The sequence below is a fragment of the Halorubrum aethiopicum genome, from assembly GCF_001542905.1.
Classification (GTDB): Archaea; Halobacteriota; Halobacteria; order Halobacteriales; family Haloferacaceae; genus Halorubrum; species Halorubrum aethiopicum.
Map to the genome: position 1 here is coordinate 369904 of NZ_LOAJ01000001.1, position 17681 is coordinate 387584.

Here is a 17681-nt window from a genome sequence, read left to right on the forward strand (position 1 = left end):
GAGTCAGGGCGACTCCGCCGCGGGGTCGCCATCGCCGGGAGTCGGAACCGGGTGTTCGACGCGGATCCGCGTCACCCGCGTCGGGGTCGCGTCGGTGACGACGAGGGTGACGTCGCCGACCGCGACGCGGTCGCCCTCCTCGGGGAGCCGGCCCACGCGCTCCGTGATCAGCCCGGCGACCGTCTCGAACCCGCCGTCGGTCGGCAGCGCGATCCCGAGCGCGTCGTTGAGGTACGCCACGGTGGTCCAGCCGCGCGCGACCGCGACGCCCGGCTCGAGGACGTCGACGTGGTCGGTCTCGCCCCGCCCGACCAGCTCGCCGACCACCTCCTCGAGCACGTCCTCGAGGGTCGCGAGCCCGACGACCGCGCCGAACTCGTCGACGACGACGACCAGTCGCGCGCCGGTCTCGCGCATCTCCGCGAACAGCTCGTCCACCGGCTTCGTCTCGGGGACGAACGTCGGCTCCGCGAGCACGCTCGCGAGCCCCTCGCCCGCCTCGTCGGCGCGGATCGCGTCGCGGACGTCGACGACCCCCACCACGTCGTCGCGGTTCTCGCCGTAGACGGGCAGCCTGGTGACGTGTGCCGCCGTGGCCGCCGAGACGACCTCGGCGGGCGTCGCCGTGTCGGGGATCGCGACCATGTCGGTTCGGGGGACCATCACGGCGGTGACGCGGGTCGCGCCCAGGTCGAGGACGCCGCGGATCATCGCGCTCTCGTCGGGATCGAGCGCGCCGGTCTCCTCCCCGGAGAGCACGAGCGTCTGGATCTCCTCGCGGCTCAGGTACGACTCGATAGCCGTGTCGCCGCCGACGACGCGGGTGACGACCCCGCTCGCGGCCTCGAAGACGTAGAGGATCGGCCGGAGGAGCCGCTGGAGGGCGACGACCGGGCGGGCGACCCGGAGCGCGTGTCGCTCCGCGTTCGCGACCGCGTACGACTTCGGCGCGATCTCGCCGAAGACGATGACGAAAAACGAGGTGAAGACGGTGGAGCCGGTCGCGGCCTGCCCGGCCGGGAGGTACTGGACGAGCACCGCGGTCGCGACGGAGGCGGCCGCGATGTTCGCGACGTTGTTGCTCACGAGCGCGGTGACGAGGAAGCGGTGCGGGTTCTCCCGGAGCGACGAGAGCGCCGCGCTGCCGGGGGTCCCGTCCGCGACGAGCGCGTCGACGCGGTGTTTCGCGACCGAGAACACGGCGAGTTCCGAACTCGAGAAGAAGGCGCTGATCCCGGTCAGTGCGAGGATCGCGGCCGCCCCGAGAAACGAGAGCGTGAGGTCCATACCCCCACATGCGCGTCGACCCGAAAGGGTGTATCGGCGACGGCCAGGGCCACGGGGGGTGTCGCCACCCCGACGATGTCCCGACGCCCCGACGACGCCTCGACGCCCCGACGATGTCCCGACGCCCCGACGACGCCTCGACGCCCCGACGACGCCCCGCCGCCTCGACGGCCCCCCGACCTCCCGACGACCAGTCCACGACGGTAGGCACGGACGAGGTGTTTCCACCCGAAACAGAGGGATGGAATAACCACGATCGCGGATCGGAAATGGCATACGGATGAGATTTCGGGAGCGGAAAAACGGCGCGATGAAGAAAGCGTTAACACCGCGCCGAGGGTCGGTACGGACATGAAGGTACTCGTCACGGACCCGATCGCCGACCCGGGCCTCGAGCGGCTCCGGGAGGCCGGCCACGAGGTGGAGACGGACTACGACGTCGAGGGCGAGGCGCTCTTGGACGCCGTGAGCGACGCCAACGCGCTGGTCGTTCGCTCCGGAACCGACGTCTCCCGCGAGGTGTTCGAGGCCGCGGAGGACCTCGTCATCGTCGGCCGCGCCGGCATCGGCGTCGACAACATCGACATCGACGCCGCGACGGACCACGGCGTCATCGTCGCCAACGCCCCGGAGGGGAACGTCCGGGCCGCCGCCGAGCACACGGTCGCGATGACGTTCGCGGCCGCGCGCTCGATCCCGCAGGCGCACGGCCGGCTGAAGGACGGCGAGTGGGCGAAAGGCGAGTTCCTCGGCACGGAGCTCAACAACAAGACGCTCGGCATCGTCGGGCTCGGCCGCGTCGGCCAGGAGGTCGCGAAGCGGCTCGACTCGCTGGGGATGGATCTCGTCGTCTACGACCCGTACATCTCCGAGGAGCGCGCGGCGCAGTTCGGCGCGGACCTCGTCGACGACCTCCACGAGACGCTCGCCCGCGCCGACGTGGCGACGGTCCACACGCCGCTGCTTCCCGAGACCGAGGGGATGATCGGCGAGGACGAGCTCGCCCAGCTGGAGGGCGGCTACCTGATCAACTGCGCCCGCGGCGGCATCGTCGACGAGGACGCGCTCGCCGAGGCGGTCGAGGACGGCGTCGTCGCGGGGGCCGCGCTCGACTCCTTCGCCGAGGAGCCGCTGCCCGCCGACTCCCCGCTCCTCGACGTCGAGGACGTCGTCGTCACGCCGCACCTCGGCGCGTCGACGGAGGCCGCCCAGGAGAACGTCGCCGTCGACACCGCCGAGGCCGTGATCGCGGCGTTCACCGGCGAGCCGGTGCTCACGGCGCTCAACGCGCCCTCGGTCGACGAGACCGCGTTCCCGCGGATCGAGCCGTACATCGCCGTCGCGGAGACCGCCGGCAAGGTCGCCGCCCAGCTGCTCGACGGCCGGATCACGGGCGTCGAGGTGACCTACGAGGGCGACATCGCCGCCGAGGACGTCGAGCTCGTCACGGCGTCGGCGCTGAAGGGCGTCTTCGAGCCGCTCGAGTGGCAGGTGAACTCGGTCAACGCGCCGCGGCTCGCCGAGGAGCGCGGCATCGAGGTGACCGAGTCGAAGACCCGACAGACCGAGGACTTCCAGAGCATCGTGCGGGTCGCCGTCCACAACGGCGACGACGAGCTCGCCGTGGAGGGGACGCTGTTCGCGGGCGAGGACCCGCGGATCGTCCGCATCGACGGCTTCCGCGTCGACGCCGTCCCCTACGGCCACATGCTCGTCGCGCGCAACACCGACGAGCCTGGCGTCATCGGCCTCATCGGCACCGTCCTCGGCGACCACGACGTCAACATCGCGGGGATGTTCAACGGCCGCGAGACGCAGGGCGGCCAGGCGCTGACCGTGTACAACCTCGATCACCCGATCCCCGACGAGGCGATCGAGACCCTGCTCGCCGACGACCGGATCGTCGAGGTGACCGAGATCACCCTCGACGGGTCCGAGGAGCGGAAGGCGGAGTAGCCGGCGGTCGGCGGCCACCTGACACGCGTTCGCACGGACCACGACGTGTCGCGCCGAGTCGGGATCGACCCGCGTGCGGACAGTTCTCAAGCCACGTCGCGAAAACTTTAGACGCGGGAGCGGCGTACCCAGTCCCAATGAGTCGCGGCCCCGAACTGATAATCACGGAGAAGGACAACGCCGCCCGGCGGATCGCGGAGATCCTGAGCGGCGGCTCCGCGACGGCGGAGCGGAGAAACGACGTCAACGTGTACAAGTGGGGCGGCAAGCGGTGTATCGGCCTCTCGGGCCACGTCGTCGGCGTCGACTTCCCGCCGGAGTACAGCGACTGGCGCGACGTCGAGCCCGTCGAGCTGATCGACGCGCCGGTCCACAAGACGCCGACCCAGGAGGGGATCGTGAGCGCGCTCCGGACGCTCGCGCGCAACGCCTCCCGCGTGACGATCGCCACCGACTACGACCGCGAGGGGGAGCTGATCGGCAAGGAGGCGTACGAGCTGGTCCGCGAGGTGAACGAGGACGCCCCGATCGACCGCGTGCGGTTCTCCTCGATCACCGAGCGCGAGGTGACGGAGGCGTTCGCGGATCCCGACGACCTCGACTTCGATCTCGCGGCCGCCGGCGAGGCCCGCCAGGTGATCGACCTCACGTGGGGAGCGGCGCTCACCCGCTTTCTCTCCTTATCCGCCCGCCAGCTCGGCAACGACTTCATCTCGGTCGGTCGGGTCCAGGGGCCGACGCTCAAGCTGATCGTCGACCGCGAGCGGGAGATCCGCGCGTTCGACCCGGAGGCGTACTGGGAGCTGTACGGCGACCTCTCGAAGGCGGGCGGCGACCCCTTCGAGGCGCAGTACTTCTTCCGGAACGACGCGGGCAACGAGGCCGAGCGGGTGTGGAACGAGGGCGTCGCCGACACGCTGACCGAGGCGCTCGCAGCCGCCGGGGACGCGGTCGTCGACGACGTGCGCCGCCGGACGCGGACCGACGAGCCGCCGACCCCCTTTAATACCACCGCGTACATCCGCGCGGCGGGGTCGCTCGGCTACTCCGCCCAGCGGGCGATGTCGATCGCGGAGGAGCTGTACACCGCCGGCTACGTCACCTACCCGCGGACCGACAACACGGTGTACCCCGACGACCTCGACCCCCGAGAGCTGCTCGAGGCGCTGGAGGCGTCCCCGACCTTCGGCGAGGACGCCGCCTCCCTGCTCGAGCGCGAGGAGGGGGAGATCGAGCCCACGGCGGGCGACGAGGAGACCACCGACCACCCGCCGATCCACCCCACCGGCGACCTGCCGGACGCGTCGGACCTCGACGACGACGAGCGGGAGGTGTACGAGCTCATCGTCCGCCGCTTCCTCGCGACCTGCGCGCCGGCCGCCGAGTGGGAGCGGCTGCGCGTCGTCGCGCTCGCGAACGGCGAGGCGACCGCGATCGCGAGCGAGGCCGACCCGGTCGCCGCGCTCCGGGACCCCGACGAGGCCGAGGGAACGCCCGAACTCGCCGCCGACGGCGGGCTCCGGCTGAAGGCGAACGGCAAGCGCCTGCTCGAGGCCGGCTACCACGAGGTGTACCCGTACCGCTCCAGCGACGAGCGGATCGTCCCGGACGTCGAGGTCGGCGAGACGCTGGCGCTTTCGGGCCGCCGGACGGAGGCCAAGGAGACCCAGCCGCCCCGGCGGTACGGCCAGTCGCGGCTCATCGAGGAGATGGAGAAGCGCGGCGTGGGGACGAAGGCGACGAGACACCGCACCCTCGAGAAGCTGTACGACCGCGGCTACGTCGAGAGCGACCCGCCGCGGCCGACGCGGCTCGCGGAGTCGGTCGTCGAGGCCGCGGAAGGATTCGCGGAACACGTCGTGAGCGAGGAGATGACCGCCCAGCTCGAACGCGACATGCAGGCGATCGCCGCGGGCGAGAAGGAGTACGAGGAGGTGACCGCCGCCTCCCGCGAGCTGCTCGAGCGCGTCTTCGAGGACCTCACCGAGTCCCGCGAGGCGATCGGCGACCAGCTCCAGAAGTCGCTGAAGGCGGACAAGACGCTCGGACCGTGTCCGGAGTGCGGCTCCGACCTCCTCGTCCGGCAGTCGCGTGCGGGGTCGTACTTCGTCGGCTGTGACGGCTACCCCGACTGCGAGTTCACCCTCCCGCTTCCCTCCACCGGGAAGCCGCTCATCCTCGAGGAGGCCTGCGAGGACCACGACCTCCACCACGTGAAGATGCTCGCCGGGCGGAAGACGTTCGTCCACGGCTGCCCGCGGTGTAAGGCCGACGAGGCCGACGAGGCCGACGACGAGGTGATCGGGGCGTGTCCGGAGTGTGGGGAGGGCGCGGCTTCGCCGCGGGACGGAGGCGGTGAAACCGCCGACGCTGGCGGAGAGTTGGCCATCAAGCGGCTCCGCTCCGGCTCCCGGCTGGTCGGCTGTACGCGCTACCCCGACTGCGACTACTCGCTGCCGCTGCCGCGCCGCGGCGAGATCGAGGTGACCGAGGAGCGGTGTGCGGAACACGGCCTCCCGCACCTCCGGGTCCACTCGGGCGACGAGCCGTGGGAGCTCGGCTGTCCGATCTGTAACTACCGGGAGTTCCGGGCGCGCGAGGAGGGCTCGGAGCTCCAGACCGTCGAGGGGATCGGCGAGAAGACCGCGGAGAAGCTCGAGGAGGCGGGGATCGCGGGGATCGGCGAGCTCAAGTCGGCCGACCCCGACGACCTCGCCGGCGACGTCGACGGCGTCGGCCCGGACACCGTCCGCGACTGGCAGGCGAAGGCGGACTGAAGGCGGGACGGACGAATCGGGCGGCTCCGACCCCTCGTCGACGTGCCCGATCGAACACGCATTCATATACGTTCGGGGGTACTCCCTCCGGTAGCCATGGCTCGCGAGGACGAGGACCGGGCGGTCGATCCGAGCGACGGTCGGTCGGCCGCCCCGAGCGACGAGCCGCCGGCCGCCCCGGCAGCCTCGCGGTCCGACGGGGACGGCGTCGCGCTCGCCCGGTCGCTCGTCGGGGCGATCCCGGCGGCGACGCTCGCGTGCGACCCGGAGAGCCTCGCGATACGCGCCGTCAACGACGCGGCGGCGACGCTCCTCGCGCGGGAACCGTCGGCGCTGACGCTGTCGGGGCTGTCGGATCTCGCCGCGTCGGGGACGACCGTCGCGGGCGAGCCGGTCGCGGACGCGTTCTCGGGGGTCGTCGCCGGCGAGGGGGCGGTCTCCGCGGAGGTGGACGTCGCGGTCGACGGCGACACGCGGCGGCTCCGGCTCCGCGCGCACGCGGCGACGCTCGCCGGACGGGAGTGGCTGATCGCGGTCGCGACCGACGTGACGGCGCGGGTCCGCGCCGAGCGGCGGAACCGCTCTCGCGCCCGGACCCTCGACGCGGTGGCGTCGACGCTCCCGCTGGCGCTGTTCCGGTGTGACGCGCGCGGGACGATCGACCGATGGAACGAGCGGGCGAGCGCGGACGCCGGCTACGACGCGGCCGACCTGGACGGTCGGGCGTTCGCCGACCTGTTCGACGACGGGTCGACCGTCTCCGAGGGGCTGACGCGGGTCTATCGGGACGGGATCGTCGTCGAGCGCGAGGCGACGCTCCTGACGCGCTCCGGCGAGGAGGTGCCCTACCGGCTGACGATGGGGCCGGTGACGGACGGCTCGGAGGTCGTCGGGGCGGTCGTGCTCGGCGAGGACCGCACGGACGAGTCGGTCCGCGAGGAGCGGCTCGCGGTGTTGACGCGGGTGCTCAGACACAACTTCCGAAACGACCTCAACGTCGTCACCGGCTTCTCCGAGCAGGCGCGGAACGCGGTCGACGACCCCGAGGCGATCGCACAGCTCGACCGCGTGGTGGAGACGGCGGGGCGGCTGCTCCACCTCGGCGAGACCGCCCGGAAGGTCGAACGGCTGCTCGCCGAGCGTCCGGAGCCGGAGCCGCTCCCGCTGTCGCGGGTCGTGTCGTCCGCGCTCGAGTCGCTTCCCGCCGAACTCCGCGAGGCGGCCGACGTCGAGGTCGACGTCCCCGCCGATCTCACCGTCTCCGGGGTCGACCGACTGCCGGACGCGATCGCCGAACTCCTCGACAACGCGATCCGCCACGGCGACGCCGACCGGCCGAGCGTGCGCGTCTCGGCGGCGGAGCTGCCGAGCGAGTCGTGGGTCTCGCTCGTTGTCGCCGACGACGGCCCCGGGATCCCGCCGGCAGAGCGCGCCGTGCTCACCGGCGAGGAGACGCAGTTGAAACACACGAGCGGCCTCGGACTCTGGTACGTCCACTGGGTCGTCACCGCCGGCGGCGGCCGCCTCGACATCACCGAGAGCACCGACGGCGGGAGCCGGATCGAGCTCAGCCTCCGGGTGCCCGACGAGGGGTGAGCGAGGAGCGAGGAGCGCGCCGTCCGCCTCCCGGCTCACTCGCGGTAGCCGACCTCGTCGCCGACCGCGACCCCGTCGGCCGCTCCCGCGGGTAGCTCGACGACGGTGTCGGCCTCGCCGCGCCCGAGCCCGACGAACGGCGCGAGCCGCTTCACCCGCGTGACCTCCCCGTCGACGATCCAGATCGCGTCGATCGCGAACGGAACGAACAGCATGTGGAGCCACCGCGTCCCGACCTCCTCGAAGGGGAACACGAGCGCGTAGTCGTCGGGGATCGACCGGCGGAACATCAGCCCGCGCGCCTGCCCGAGCCGCGAGCGCGCCACGTCGACGTCGCTCGCGAGCGTCCGCGCCTCGCGGGTCGCGGGCGATCCCCGGTCGGGTCGGTGAACGAGTCGCACGTCCGGCAGGTCGGCGGCGGTGAATAAATAGCCCGGTGGGTCGAGGGGGCCGCGACCGGACGTGGCCGACGGTCGGCGGGGGCGACGGGGGCGGGGGCGACGGGGGCGGCGGAGGAGGATGCGGCCTACGCCGACTCGATCAGAAGCGGGTCGTCGTCGGGAACCGCCATGTCGTAGAGCGCGTCGTTCTCGTAGACCGCGGCGCGCTCGCGACGGCTGAGGACGTACCCGTCGCGCTCGGCTTCGACCTCGCGTTTCACCTCGCCGTGCGGGTCGAGTATCTCGGCGACGACCTCGCCGGCCTCGACGAACTCCCCCTCCGTCGCCCGATAGCGGACGATCCCTGCCACGTCGGCGTGCGGGCCGTCGAACCGCCGGAGCTGGCCGTCGTGATCGAACGCGAGCTCGGGATGTCGGTCGGCCGGCTCCTCGACCATCTCGAGGGCGTGGAGGACGTTCCACGTGCCGTCGACGGCCGCCGCGGCGACGTCGCGCTCGACGACGAGCCGGCCGCCGAGCTCCGGGGTGAACGCCGGGATCCCGTCGGCGACGGCCGCCCCGGTGAGCGAGTGCTGGAGGTCGCGGGTCGCGGTCTCGCCCGGCGGGTACTGGTTGACGACCGGCATCCCGAACGCCTCGGTGAGCTCGACGAGCCGGTCGCGGAGCACCGCCGCGTCCGACACGCTCCGGTCCTCGCCGTAGGGGACCCGCGGCCGGATCGTGTACGGGTGCGTCGCCACCCACGAGGTGTGTAGAGAGAGGATCGCGTCGGCGGTGTCGAGCATGTCCCCGTAGATCCGCTCGCAGACGACCTGCTGGACGCGGGGCGGGGCCTCCGCGTCGGCGTCGTCGCGGCCGAAGTAGCGGTTCGGGTCGTCGCCGTGGTAGTAGGCGGCCCGCGAGTTGGTCCGGAACCCCGCGGGATTCATGATCGGCAGACAGACCACCGCTCCCGCGAGCTCGGCGACGTCGATCCGGTCGGCGACGGCGTGTGTCACCGCCATCCCGGTCGGCTCGTCGCCGTGGATCGTCCCGGTCACCCACACGACCGGCCCGGGGTCGACCCCGTTGAGGACCGTCACCGGGAGCTCCTCGGAGCCGCCGGTCGGCAGTCCGGTGACGGCCCGGTGGCCGATCGCCCGCTCGCCGGGGGCGGCCTCGGCCGTGCCCACCTTCATCGGTTCCCTCCGCGATGTCGCCGGCGTCCGCCGTCTCGAGATGCCATCACGCCGGACCGAGTGTCCCCGTCGACATGAGTGTACGTGCTTCGGCGAGGGGTCGACCGATCACTCCAGCTCGTCGGCCCACGGCCACGGCCGATCCTCGCCCCACGGCCAGGAATCCGTCGCCTTCATCCCGACGTCGTGGCCCTCCTCGATCGTCTCCTCCTTGACCGATTCGGGGTCGCGCCCCTCGATCTCGCGGTCCGACTCGGCCAGCTTCGCGACGCCGGCCGCACACAGCACGGTCAGCTCGCGGAGGTCGCGGACGTCCAGTTTATCGAGGGTGTCGCCGTGGGTGTGGCCCCAGCCGCGGCCGCTGTCCTCGGCGGTCGATCGCCCCTGGCCGCCGGCGACGCCGCGCTGGACGAACGGCCAGTGGTCGCTGTGGGGGCGGAGCCCGTCCTCGACGACGATCGGCACGTCGAACTCCTCGCTCACCTCCTCGAACGCCTCGCCGAGCCCCGACGCGCCGTGGGGGTAGATCTCGAGGTTCCGCGAGTAGCCCGCGCCGTCGACGTTGAGCACGCACTTCACGCGGTCGAGGTCGTGGGTGTGCGACCAGTAGTACGAGCCGTAGAGGCCGGTCTCCTCGGCCCCGAAGACGACGAGCCGCACCCGCGTCTCGAGGTCGTCCTCGATCGACGCGAGCACGCGGCCGACGCCGACGACGAGCGCCGAGCCGAAGCCGTTGTCGTTCGCGCCGACCCCCACGTCGTGTGCGTCGACGTGGGCGGTGTAGAGGACCTCCTCGTCGGTGTCGGGGCCGACGACCGCCTCGACGTTCGCGGAGGTCGCCGGCTCGTTTCGCGCCTCGACGGAGAGGGTCGCGTCGATGCCGCCGTCACCCTCCACCTCGTCGCAGTGGCGCGCGAGCTGGCTGCCGAGCTCCTTGCTCAACCCGACCGCCGGGATCGGGCCCGGCCCGTTCGTGTGACCCACGTCGCCGGTCGGGGGAAGCGATCCCTCGATGTGGTTGTAGAAGATGAACCCCTCCGCGCCCGACTCGGCCGCGTAGTCGTACTTCTCGCTGCGGTGGACCCAGCGGCCGTAGTCGTCGGGGGTGAGACTCGACGCCATCGCGATACAGCCGGAGAGATCGACGTCCTCGAAGTCCTCGGGGAGGCCGTACCCCATGTCGACGATCTCGCCGGTGACCTCCCCGGAGGGCGTCCCCGGCAGTTCGACGAGCTCGTGGCTCCCGCCGAAGGTCGTGGTTCGGCCGTCGTGGTCGACGGTCAGGGACGCCTCCCCGCGCCACCAGCCGGGGATCGGGAACTCGGTGGTCGAGACCTCGGAAAGTCCGGCCTCCTCGAAGGCGTCGGCGACGAGCGACGCCCCGACGGCCTCCCCCTCGTGTCCGGGCATCCGGTCGCCGAGGTCGGAGAGATCGGCGAGCAGCTCCCAGGCGGTCGAATCCGTGTACGCGTCACCGACGGTCTCGGACGGCAGAGATGTCATACGCTCACGTACAGGCGCTTCCGGTATATGATTCTGCGGGCACGACGGGGCGATTGCCGGGAGATCGCGGGGCGCGGCGATCCGGGCTGCCGACGAGCCGACGATCCGGGCTGCCGACGAGCCGACGATCCGAGCGAACCGGCGAGCCGTCGACGCCGATCCGACCCAGGAAGTTATGTCCGTCGGGCCGAAGCGGGCGTATGGAACCCTTCCTCGCCGCCATCCTGATCGGACTCCCGCTCGCGTGGCTCGCCGCGTTCGCCGCGTACGCGTACCTCGACGCGCCGAAGCGCGGGATGAACCCGCGGAAGTGGGCCGCGATCTCGTTTCTCGTCCCGCTGTTCGGCTTCTTCGCGTACCTCTTCGAGCGCGACGAACGCGACTACGACCCCGAGGAGGACCCGTACGCGCGGGGCACGACCTTCGCGGTCCACGAGTCCAGACGGGGCGAGGAGCTGCTCGATCCCGGCGGGACGGGAGCCGACGGCGACGGGAACGGGTCGGTCGACGGGAGTCGATCGAACGACGGGGACCGGACGGCCGACGGAAGCGAGACGGGCGACGGCGACGAGTGGAACGACCCGCCGGGCGTCGACCTCTGAGGGCGAGGGGAATCGGCCGAACCGAACTCAAAGCAGGTCCAAGAGCGCGGTTCGACGGCGCTCGAGGTCGAAGGCCGCTCGCTCGGCGTCGAGCCGGTCGAGGAAGGCGAGGACGTCCGACCCCTCCCGTTCAGCGTGCTCGACGAGCGCCTCGATCGACGCGCGCGACAGCGCGAACGACTCCAGGTGACCGCAGAGCAGGGCCAGCGCGACCCCGGCGTCGCCGTCGGGAAACGCCGGGTCGACGGCGGCGAGGTCGGGCGGTCCCTCCGGGACCGGCTCGATCCCGGCGTCGGCGGCGGGAGCGGTTCGGAGGCACCGCGTACAGATCGCGGTCTCGTCGGCCGGCGCGTGGTCGCGGAGTTCCGGCGGGACGAGGAACGCGACCGCGGACGCGGAACAGTGTGGGCAGGTCATGCTCGGTGATCGGGGCGGGAGAGAAACGAGCGCTCGAGGTTCCGGACGACGCGCGCGTCAGTCGGCCGCCTCGGGCTCCTCGACCGCGCCGGCGGCCGCCGCCGCCTCGGCTTCGGCCTCCGCTTCGGCCTCTTCCTCCTCCTTTTTCGCCTTGATCTTCTTGAGCCGGAAGATCTCCTCGCGCTCCTGTTCCTCGAGCTTCTGCTCGATGTACTCCTGGTTCTCGTACAGGCGGGGAAGCAGGGTGAACTCGAGGGCGTTGACGCGGCGTTTCGTCGTCTCGATCTCCTCGAGCATCTTCTTCATCGCCGTCTCGACCTCGGCGGCGAGGATGATCGACTCGAGCAGCTCCTCGTAGGCGTCGGCGGCCTCGTCGATCCGGGCGGAGGAGCCGAGCAGGCCGTACCCGCGCTCGTCGAGGCTCTTTTTCACCTTGGAGGACTCGATCTGCGGGACGACGACGCCCATGATGTTCTTCGACTGCGTGGTGATCTCGGGGTGCTCTTTCAGCGCCGCGGCCGCGCCGCGGACCGCGACGTCGCCCTCCATCGCCCGGGCCATGTCGATCTTGCGCTGGGCGGTCTCGTAGTCGTCCGCCATGTCCGACCGGACGTCCTGGGCCTGATCGAGGATGTCCATGAACTCCATGATGAGGCCGTCGCGCTTCTGTTCGAGCGTGTCGTGGCCCCGCTCGGAGAGCTCGATCCGGTCTTCGATCGCCATCAGGTTCTTCCGGGTCGGTTTGACGTCCTTTGCCATCTTGTCGAAGGGTTGCGGACGGAGCCTGTTAACTGTTTATTGTTCGCGGACGTGCGGGCCGCGGACGCCCCGCGTCCCGCCGTCTCTCGGTCGTCAGCGGCGGTCAGCGACCGTCGAGGTCGGGGTCGGTCTCGGGCGCTCGCGCCGCGGCGTCGACGACGCGCGGCTCGGTCGCCGTCCGTCCGGCCACGCGAACCGTCACCAAACGGTAGAGGACGAGCCCCTGGACGACGAAGAGGTTCGTCACGAGGAAGAACGTCGCCTCCTCGACCGGGAGCCCCGCGACGGTCATTCCGGTCGTGTACCGCTCCGAGAGGACCCAGATCCCGTACTCGATGGCGATCCGGTCGGCGACACAGAGGTACAGCGTCGGGACGAGCGTCCCGAGCGCGACCGTCCGTCGACGCGCCCACAGCTGCGGCGCGCCGACGAGCCACTGGAGCGCCAACACCGGCGCGGCCCACGCGAGGACCGCACCGAGGTAGAAGGCCCCGTCGGTGGCGAGCAGCCGCCACCCGACGACCCCGAGCGCCGCCGCGAGCGCGAACCCGCCGACGCGCCACGCGACGGGCCGCCGGCTGCGGTCCCACTCGGCTCGGGCACGGAAATGCGCGAGCCACAGCGCCGTCAGCCAGGGCTGGACGACGATGAACAGGTACTCCTCCAGCGGCGCGTGCCAGAGGTGGAACACCGTCCGACCGTCGCCGTACCACCACACGCCCCTGGCGATGAGGTAGTTGTCCCACGGGGTCGTGTACGCCAGCGCGACGACCGTGACGATCGCCACCCCCGCCCAGTAGTGTCGCCACCCACGCAGCCCCTCGGCGTCGGTGTCGACGGCCCGCGACCGGCTCACGAAGCCGGTCGCGATCAGGAACAACACGGCCGGCACCAGGAACGCGAGGTGGAACTGGAGGTAGGTGAACGGGACGGTCATGGGTGAGTGCGGAGCGGTCGCGTCGGTCGAGCCACGGGACGGGTAGGTCGGATCACGGGATCACTCGGTCGAACCGCGAGGCGGACGGCGAGTCGGCGAGTCGGCGCGTGACGCCGGCCCGGCGGACGGCGTCGCTTCGCCGTCCGCGCCGGAACCGTCGACCGCTCCGGGCGATCGGTCGTCGGTCGTCCGTTTCGACTGCGTCGCTCAGTCGGCCGGCTCCGCGCTGGCCGCCGCCGCGCCGGCCGCGTCGAGCACCTCGCGGCTCGACAGCAGGATGAGCCCGAAGCCGACCTTCGCGACCAGATCGAGCACCATGAAGCCGGCCGTCTCGACGTTCAGCGAGACGATCTGGAGCCCCTCGGTTCCGAGGAGCCACCACACCGGATAGACCAGCCAGACGACGACGATCAGCGTCCGCAGGGTGCTGAACGTCGAGGCCGCCTGACCCGAGAGCTGGCTCGCCTTCTCGTCGAGCGAGCCGTACAGCATGTACAACAACACGAGCAGGAAGCCGGTGGAGACGCCCCACCAGACGAGCCGCGTCCCGCCCGCCGAGAGCACGGCCGCGCTCGTCGACAGCGTCGCGATCGCGCCGGTGCCGATCATCAACACGTCGAGCCCGACCAGCGAGGCGAGCTGGTTCCGCGTCGCCCCGACGAGGAGCCCGAGGTCCACGAGCAGAAGCGGCGTCGTGAACAGCCAGTCGGTGTACCGGGCCCAGTAGATGGGCAGCTCCTCGCCGCCGAGGGTCACCGTCGTCAGCCCGAACCCGAGCGCCATCGCGAGGTAGTTGACGAACGCGATCGCGGTGATGAAGATCGTGACGATGTAGAACTCCTGACGCCGTCTGTCGGTCTCTCCCCAGCCCCTGGCGATGAAGTACAACATCCCCAGGAACATGCCTAACGTCCCGATCCACAGCCACAGCGCTTCGCCTCCGGGTGTTGCCATCATGATCCAATTGTATATATGATTTAATGAATACTAAGCAGCGTACACAACCAGTTTGGTAACCCGGGCCGACCCCGGCGATCATGGGCCGGTCACCGGTCGAAGATCGCCGTCGCGATCTTGCGGTACGCCGCCCGCAGGTGCTGGTGGAACGTGGACCGACTGACGCCCATCGAGTCGGCGAGCTCCTCGCCCGTCGTCCTGTGCGGCCACTCGAAGTAGCCGCTCGTGTGCGCGCGGAGCAGCGCGGCCCGCTGGCGGTCGGTCAGCCGCGACTCGATCTCGGCGACGAACTCGCGGCGGGTCTCGTGGCGTCGCTCCCGCCGGCGGTAGCTGCGGAGGTCCGCGTTCTCGAACCGATCGAGGGCGTCGTTCGCGAGCGAGCGGGCGAGCGCCTCCCGACCGACCTCGACCGTCGCGACCGCGACGCCCCCCTCGACGCTCCAGCCGCACAGCTCGCCGCTGTACTCCCTGAGCAGTTCTTCGAGCGGCGACTCGCCGACCGACAGCTCGACGACCGGCGTCTCGGTCGCCGCCGCGAACACCGCGTGTACCGTGACGCCGGAGTCCCTCCCGGCCGCGCGGATCGTCTCGGCGTCGACGCCGTCGTCGAGTTCGAACAGGAACGACCGCTCCTCGCGGTCGCCGACGGTCCCGGCGTATCGGAGCGAACGGGAGAGCGCCTCCCCGAACGCGGCCAGCGGGTGGTCGCCGATCTCCAGCCGGAACTCGACGACCTCGTCGCCACGGAGCGTCCGCTGGCTCTCCAGCGCGTTGATCCCGATCGCGATCGCCCGTCCGAGCGCAGCCAACACGTCGCGCTCGTAGTCCCGGAACTCCTCGGTCTGGACGTAGACGGCGACGGCCCCGTAGGTCGCCTCGCCGAAGTGTAGCGGCACGCCGGCGACGGCGGCCGCCTCCTCGGGCCCCTCCGAGGAGAGCGACTCGAGACGGACGGCCCGGCCGTCCACCGCCTCCGCGACGACGCGGTCGACCGTCCGGTCGCCGGGGTCGTCGACCGCCACCGCCCGGTCCTCGACGTCCGGCTCCGTCGTTCCCCCCGCGACCTCCGGCAGGACCGTCTCGGTCGCGGGATCGTACCCGCCGATCCACGTGCCGACGTACGTGTTCGCGATGCTCTCGACGACCGCCTCCCGGAGCTCCGCCCGCGACGACGCGCGAGCCACGGCCTCGGTGACGTCGGCGACGACGCCGTCGAGCCGCTCGAGCAGGCGCTCCTGTGCGAGCCGCTCGCGTTCGATCCGCGCCGCCCGGTTCGCGGCCGCCCGCTCGGCGTGTTTCCGAGCGGTGACGTCCTGTTGAAAGCCGACGTAGTAGGCGATCTCGCCGGTTTCGTCCCGCAGCGGCGCGATCGTCACCTCGTTCCAGAACAGCTCGCCGTCCCGCCGGTAGTTCCGCAGCTCCACCGTCGTGGCCGTGCCCTCCTCGATGGCGGCGCGCATTCGATCCACCGGCGCGTCGCGCGTCGCCTCTCCCTGGAGGAACCGACAGTTCCGGCCGACCGCGTACGACGGCGGGTACCCCGTGATCCGCTCGAAGGCGGCGTTCGCGTAGATCAGCGGCATGTCGTGCCGCGTCGCGTCCGCGACCGTGATCCCGACCGGAGCCTCGTCCATCGCCCGCGTCTTCAACGCCTCGTCGACGGCCTCGGTGCTCGCCGACGTCGTCCGGGCGGCCTCGCGCGTCACTCGTTCGGGCTCCGGGTCGCCTCCCGGGTGCTCCGACCGTGTCATGTGGTTACATGGCATTGGACGACCAAAACGTGGGGGGTCGAACGCCGCGGGTTCCTCGTCGACGATGCGGTCGATGGGTCGGCGGACGGCGCGGCCGCTCGCGACCGCACCGACGAGGAAAAGGGGTCGAAGGTTAGTCGGCGGCTTCGACGACTTCGCGCTCGGAGTCCTCCTCGCGGTAGTACTCCTCGATGTACTCCTCGTCGACGCGGTTGAGTTCCTCCTTCGGCAGCATCGAGAGGAGGTCCCAGCCGATCTCGAGGGTCTCCTCGAGCTCGCGGTTCGTGTCGAAGCCCTGGTCGACGAACTCCGTCTCGAAGGCGTCCGCGAAGTCGAGGTACTTGTTGTCGCGCTCGGAGAGCGCCTCGCGGCCGACGATGTTCACGAGGTCGCGGAGGTCCTCGCCCTCCGCGTACGCCGCGTACATCTGGTCGGAGACGCCGCCGTGGTCGGCGCGGGTGAGCCCCTCGCCGATGCCGTCGTCCATCAGCCGCGAGAGGCTGGGAAGCACGTTCACCGGCGGCTCGAGACCCTGGCTGTTGAGGTCGGGGTCGACGTAGATCTGCCCCTCCGTGATGTACCCGGTCAGGTCCGGGATCGGGTGGGTGTCGTCGTCGCCGGGCATCGTGAGGATCGGGATCTGCGTCACCGAGCCCTCGCGTCCCTCGATCCGGCCCGCGCGCTCGTACAGCTGCGCCAGGTCGGTGTACATGTAGCCGGGGTAGCCACGCCGCCCCGGGACCTCCTCGCGGGCCGCGCCGATCTCGCGGAGCGCCTCGCAGTAGTTCGTCATGTCCGTCAGGATGACGAGGACGTGGTAGTCCTTCTCGAAGGCGAGGTACTCGGCCGTCGTCAGGACCATCCGCGGGGTGACCGTCCGCTCGACGGCGGGGTCGTCCGCGAGGTTCATGAAGACGACGGAGCGTTCGAGCGCGCCGGTGCGCTCGAAGTCCTCCATGAACTCGTTGGCCTCCTCCTGGGTGATCCCCATCGCGCCGAAGATGACGGCGAACTCGGAGCCCTCCTCGTCGTCGCCGCCCTCCTCCTCCTCGGGCACGCTGGCCTGCCGGGCGATCTGCATCGCCAGTTCGCTGTGCGGCTGGCCGGAACTCGAGAAGATCGGGAGCTTCTGTCCCCGAACCAAGGTGTTCATGCCGTCGATCGCGGAGACGCCCGTCTCGATGAACTCCTCGGGGTACTCCCGGGAGTACGGGTTGATCGCCGCGCCGACGATGTCCTGTCGCTCCTCGGGGACGATCTCCGGGCCGTCGTCGATCGGGCGGCCGGAGCCGTCGAGGACCCGTCCGAGGAGGTCCTCGGTGACGGGCATCTTCATCGTCTCGCCCAGGAATCGGACGGACGCGTTCTGGTCGATGCCGGAGGTGCCCTCGAACACCTGGATGGCGACGACGCCCTCCGAGGATTCGAGCACCTGGCCGCGCAGCGTCTCCCCCTGTGCCGTCTCGATCTCGACGATCTCGTCGTAGCCGATCGCCTCGTCGACCTCGGCGTACACGAGGGGGCCGCTGATCTCGGTGATGGTTTGATACTCTTTCATGG

The 17681-nt window shown here is 71.1% G+C and carries 14 protein-coding genes; 4 read left to right on the top strand and 10 right to left on the bottom strand.

Features of this window, described 5'->3' with window-relative positions:
- Window positions 1-3: 3 nt before the first annotated feature.
- Window positions 4-1287 (bottom strand): hemolysin family protein, encoded by a 1284-nt coding sequence (locus AXA68_RS01840; protein WP_066412046.1) that lies wholly within the window; start codon window positions 1285-1287, stop codon window positions 4-6.
- A gap of 351 nt (window positions 1288-1638) precedes the next feature.
- Between AXA68_RS01840 and serA the strand changes: the two genes are divergently transcribed.
- From serA to AXA68_RS01855, 3 genes are all read left to right on the top strand, one after another.
- On the top strand, window positions 1639-3243 hold the full coding sequence (gene serA / locus AXA68_RS01845; protein WP_066412048.1) for a phosphoglycerate dehydrogenase: 1605 nt from the start codon (window positions 1639-1641) through the stop codon (window positions 3241-3243).
- A 137-nt stretch (window positions 3244-3380) separates the two neighbouring features.
- On the top strand, window positions 3381-6020 hold the full coding sequence (locus AXA68_RS01850) for a DNA topoisomerase I (protein WP_066412050.1): 2640 nt from the start codon (window positions 3381-3383) through the stop codon (window positions 6018-6020).
- 96 nt (window positions 6021-6116) lie between these two features.
- Complete coding sequence (locus AXA68_RS01855; RefSeq protein ID WP_080505134.1) at window positions 6117-7616, top strand: PAS domain-containing protein; 1500 nt, start codon at window positions 6117-6119, stop codon at window positions 7614-7616.
- Between the two features lie 35 nt (window positions 7617-7651).
- Here the strand turns inward: AXA68_RS01855 and AXA68_RS01860 are convergent, their stop codons facing one another.
- From AXA68_RS01860 to AXA68_RS01870, 3 genes are all read right to left on the bottom strand, one after another.
- Entirely contained in the window at window positions 7652-8026 is a 375-nt protein-coding gene (locus AXA68_RS01860) for a DUF192 domain-containing protein (RefSeq protein ID WP_106388659.1), read from the bottom strand.
- A 116-nt stretch (window positions 8027-8142) separates the two neighbouring features.
- Complete coding sequence (locus AXA68_RS01865) at window positions 8143-9195, bottom strand: succinylglutamate desuccinylase/aspartoacylase family protein (RefSeq protein WP_066412052.1); 1053 nt, start codon at window positions 9193-9195, stop codon at window positions 8143-8145.
- Between the two features lie 108 nt (window positions 9196-9303).
- Window positions 9304-10698, bottom strand: coding sequence for a M28 family peptidase (locus tag AXA68_RS01870; RefSeq protein WP_066412053.1), 1395 nt, complete (start codon window positions 10696-10698; stop codon window positions 9304-9306).
- A gap of 200 nt (window positions 10699-10898) precedes the next feature.
- On the opposite strand from AXA68_RS01870, the gene AXA68_RS01875 reads away from it, so the two are divergent.
- Window positions 10899-11300 carry a PLD nuclease N-terminal domain-containing protein gene (locus AXA68_RS01875; RefSeq protein ID WP_066412054.1) on the top strand — a complete coding sequence of 134 codons (402 nt, stop codon included), beginning with the start codon at window positions 10899-10901 and terminating at the stop codon, window positions 11298-11300.
- Window positions 11301-11327: 27 nt separating this feature from the next.
- Here AXA68_RS01875 and AXA68_RS01880 read toward each other — a convergent pair whose 3' ends face one another.
- The 6 genes from AXA68_RS01880 to AXA68_RS01905 all read right to left on the bottom strand — a co-directional run bounded on the left by AXA68_RS01880 (window position 11328) and on the right by AXA68_RS01905 (window position 17679).
- The gene (locus tag AXA68_RS01880; protein WP_066412057.1) at window positions 11328-11717 is read right to left on the bottom strand and encodes a DUF6276 family protein; all 390 of its coding nucleotides are present in this window, start codon (window positions 11715-11717) and stop codon (window positions 11328-11330) included.
- 57 nt (window positions 11718-11774) lie between these two features.
- Entirely contained in the window at window positions 11775-12476 is a 702-nt protein-coding gene (locus AXA68_RS01885) for a V-type ATP synthase subunit D (RefSeq protein WP_066412058.1), read from the bottom strand.
- 103 nt (window positions 12477-12579) lie between these two features.
- Window positions 12580-13413: a lycopene cyclase domain-containing protein gene (locus AXA68_RS01890; RefSeq protein WP_080505135.1), complete on the bottom strand. Its 834-nt coding sequence runs from the start codon at window positions 13411-13413 to the stop codon at window positions 12580-12582.
- Window positions 13414-13620: 207 nt separating this feature from the next.
- Window positions 13621-14370: a bacteriorhodopsin gene (locus tag AXA68_RS01895; RefSeq protein WP_394326466.1), complete on the bottom strand. Its 750-nt coding sequence runs from the start codon at window positions 14368-14370 to the stop codon at window positions 13621-13623.
- 89 nt (window positions 14371-14459) lie between these two features.
- Window positions 14460-16121, bottom strand: a complete 1662-nt coding sequence (locus tag AXA68_RS01900) for a PAS domain-containing protein (protein WP_066412063.1) — start codon at window positions 16119-16121, stop codon at window positions 14460-14462.
- 133 nt (window positions 16122-16254) lie between these two features.
- Window positions 16255-17679, bottom strand: a complete 1425-nt coding sequence (locus AXA68_RS01905) for a V-type ATP synthase subunit B (RefSeq protein WP_066412065.1) — start codon at window positions 17677-17679, stop codon at window positions 16255-16257.
- Window positions 17680-17681: the final 2 nt, after the last annotated feature.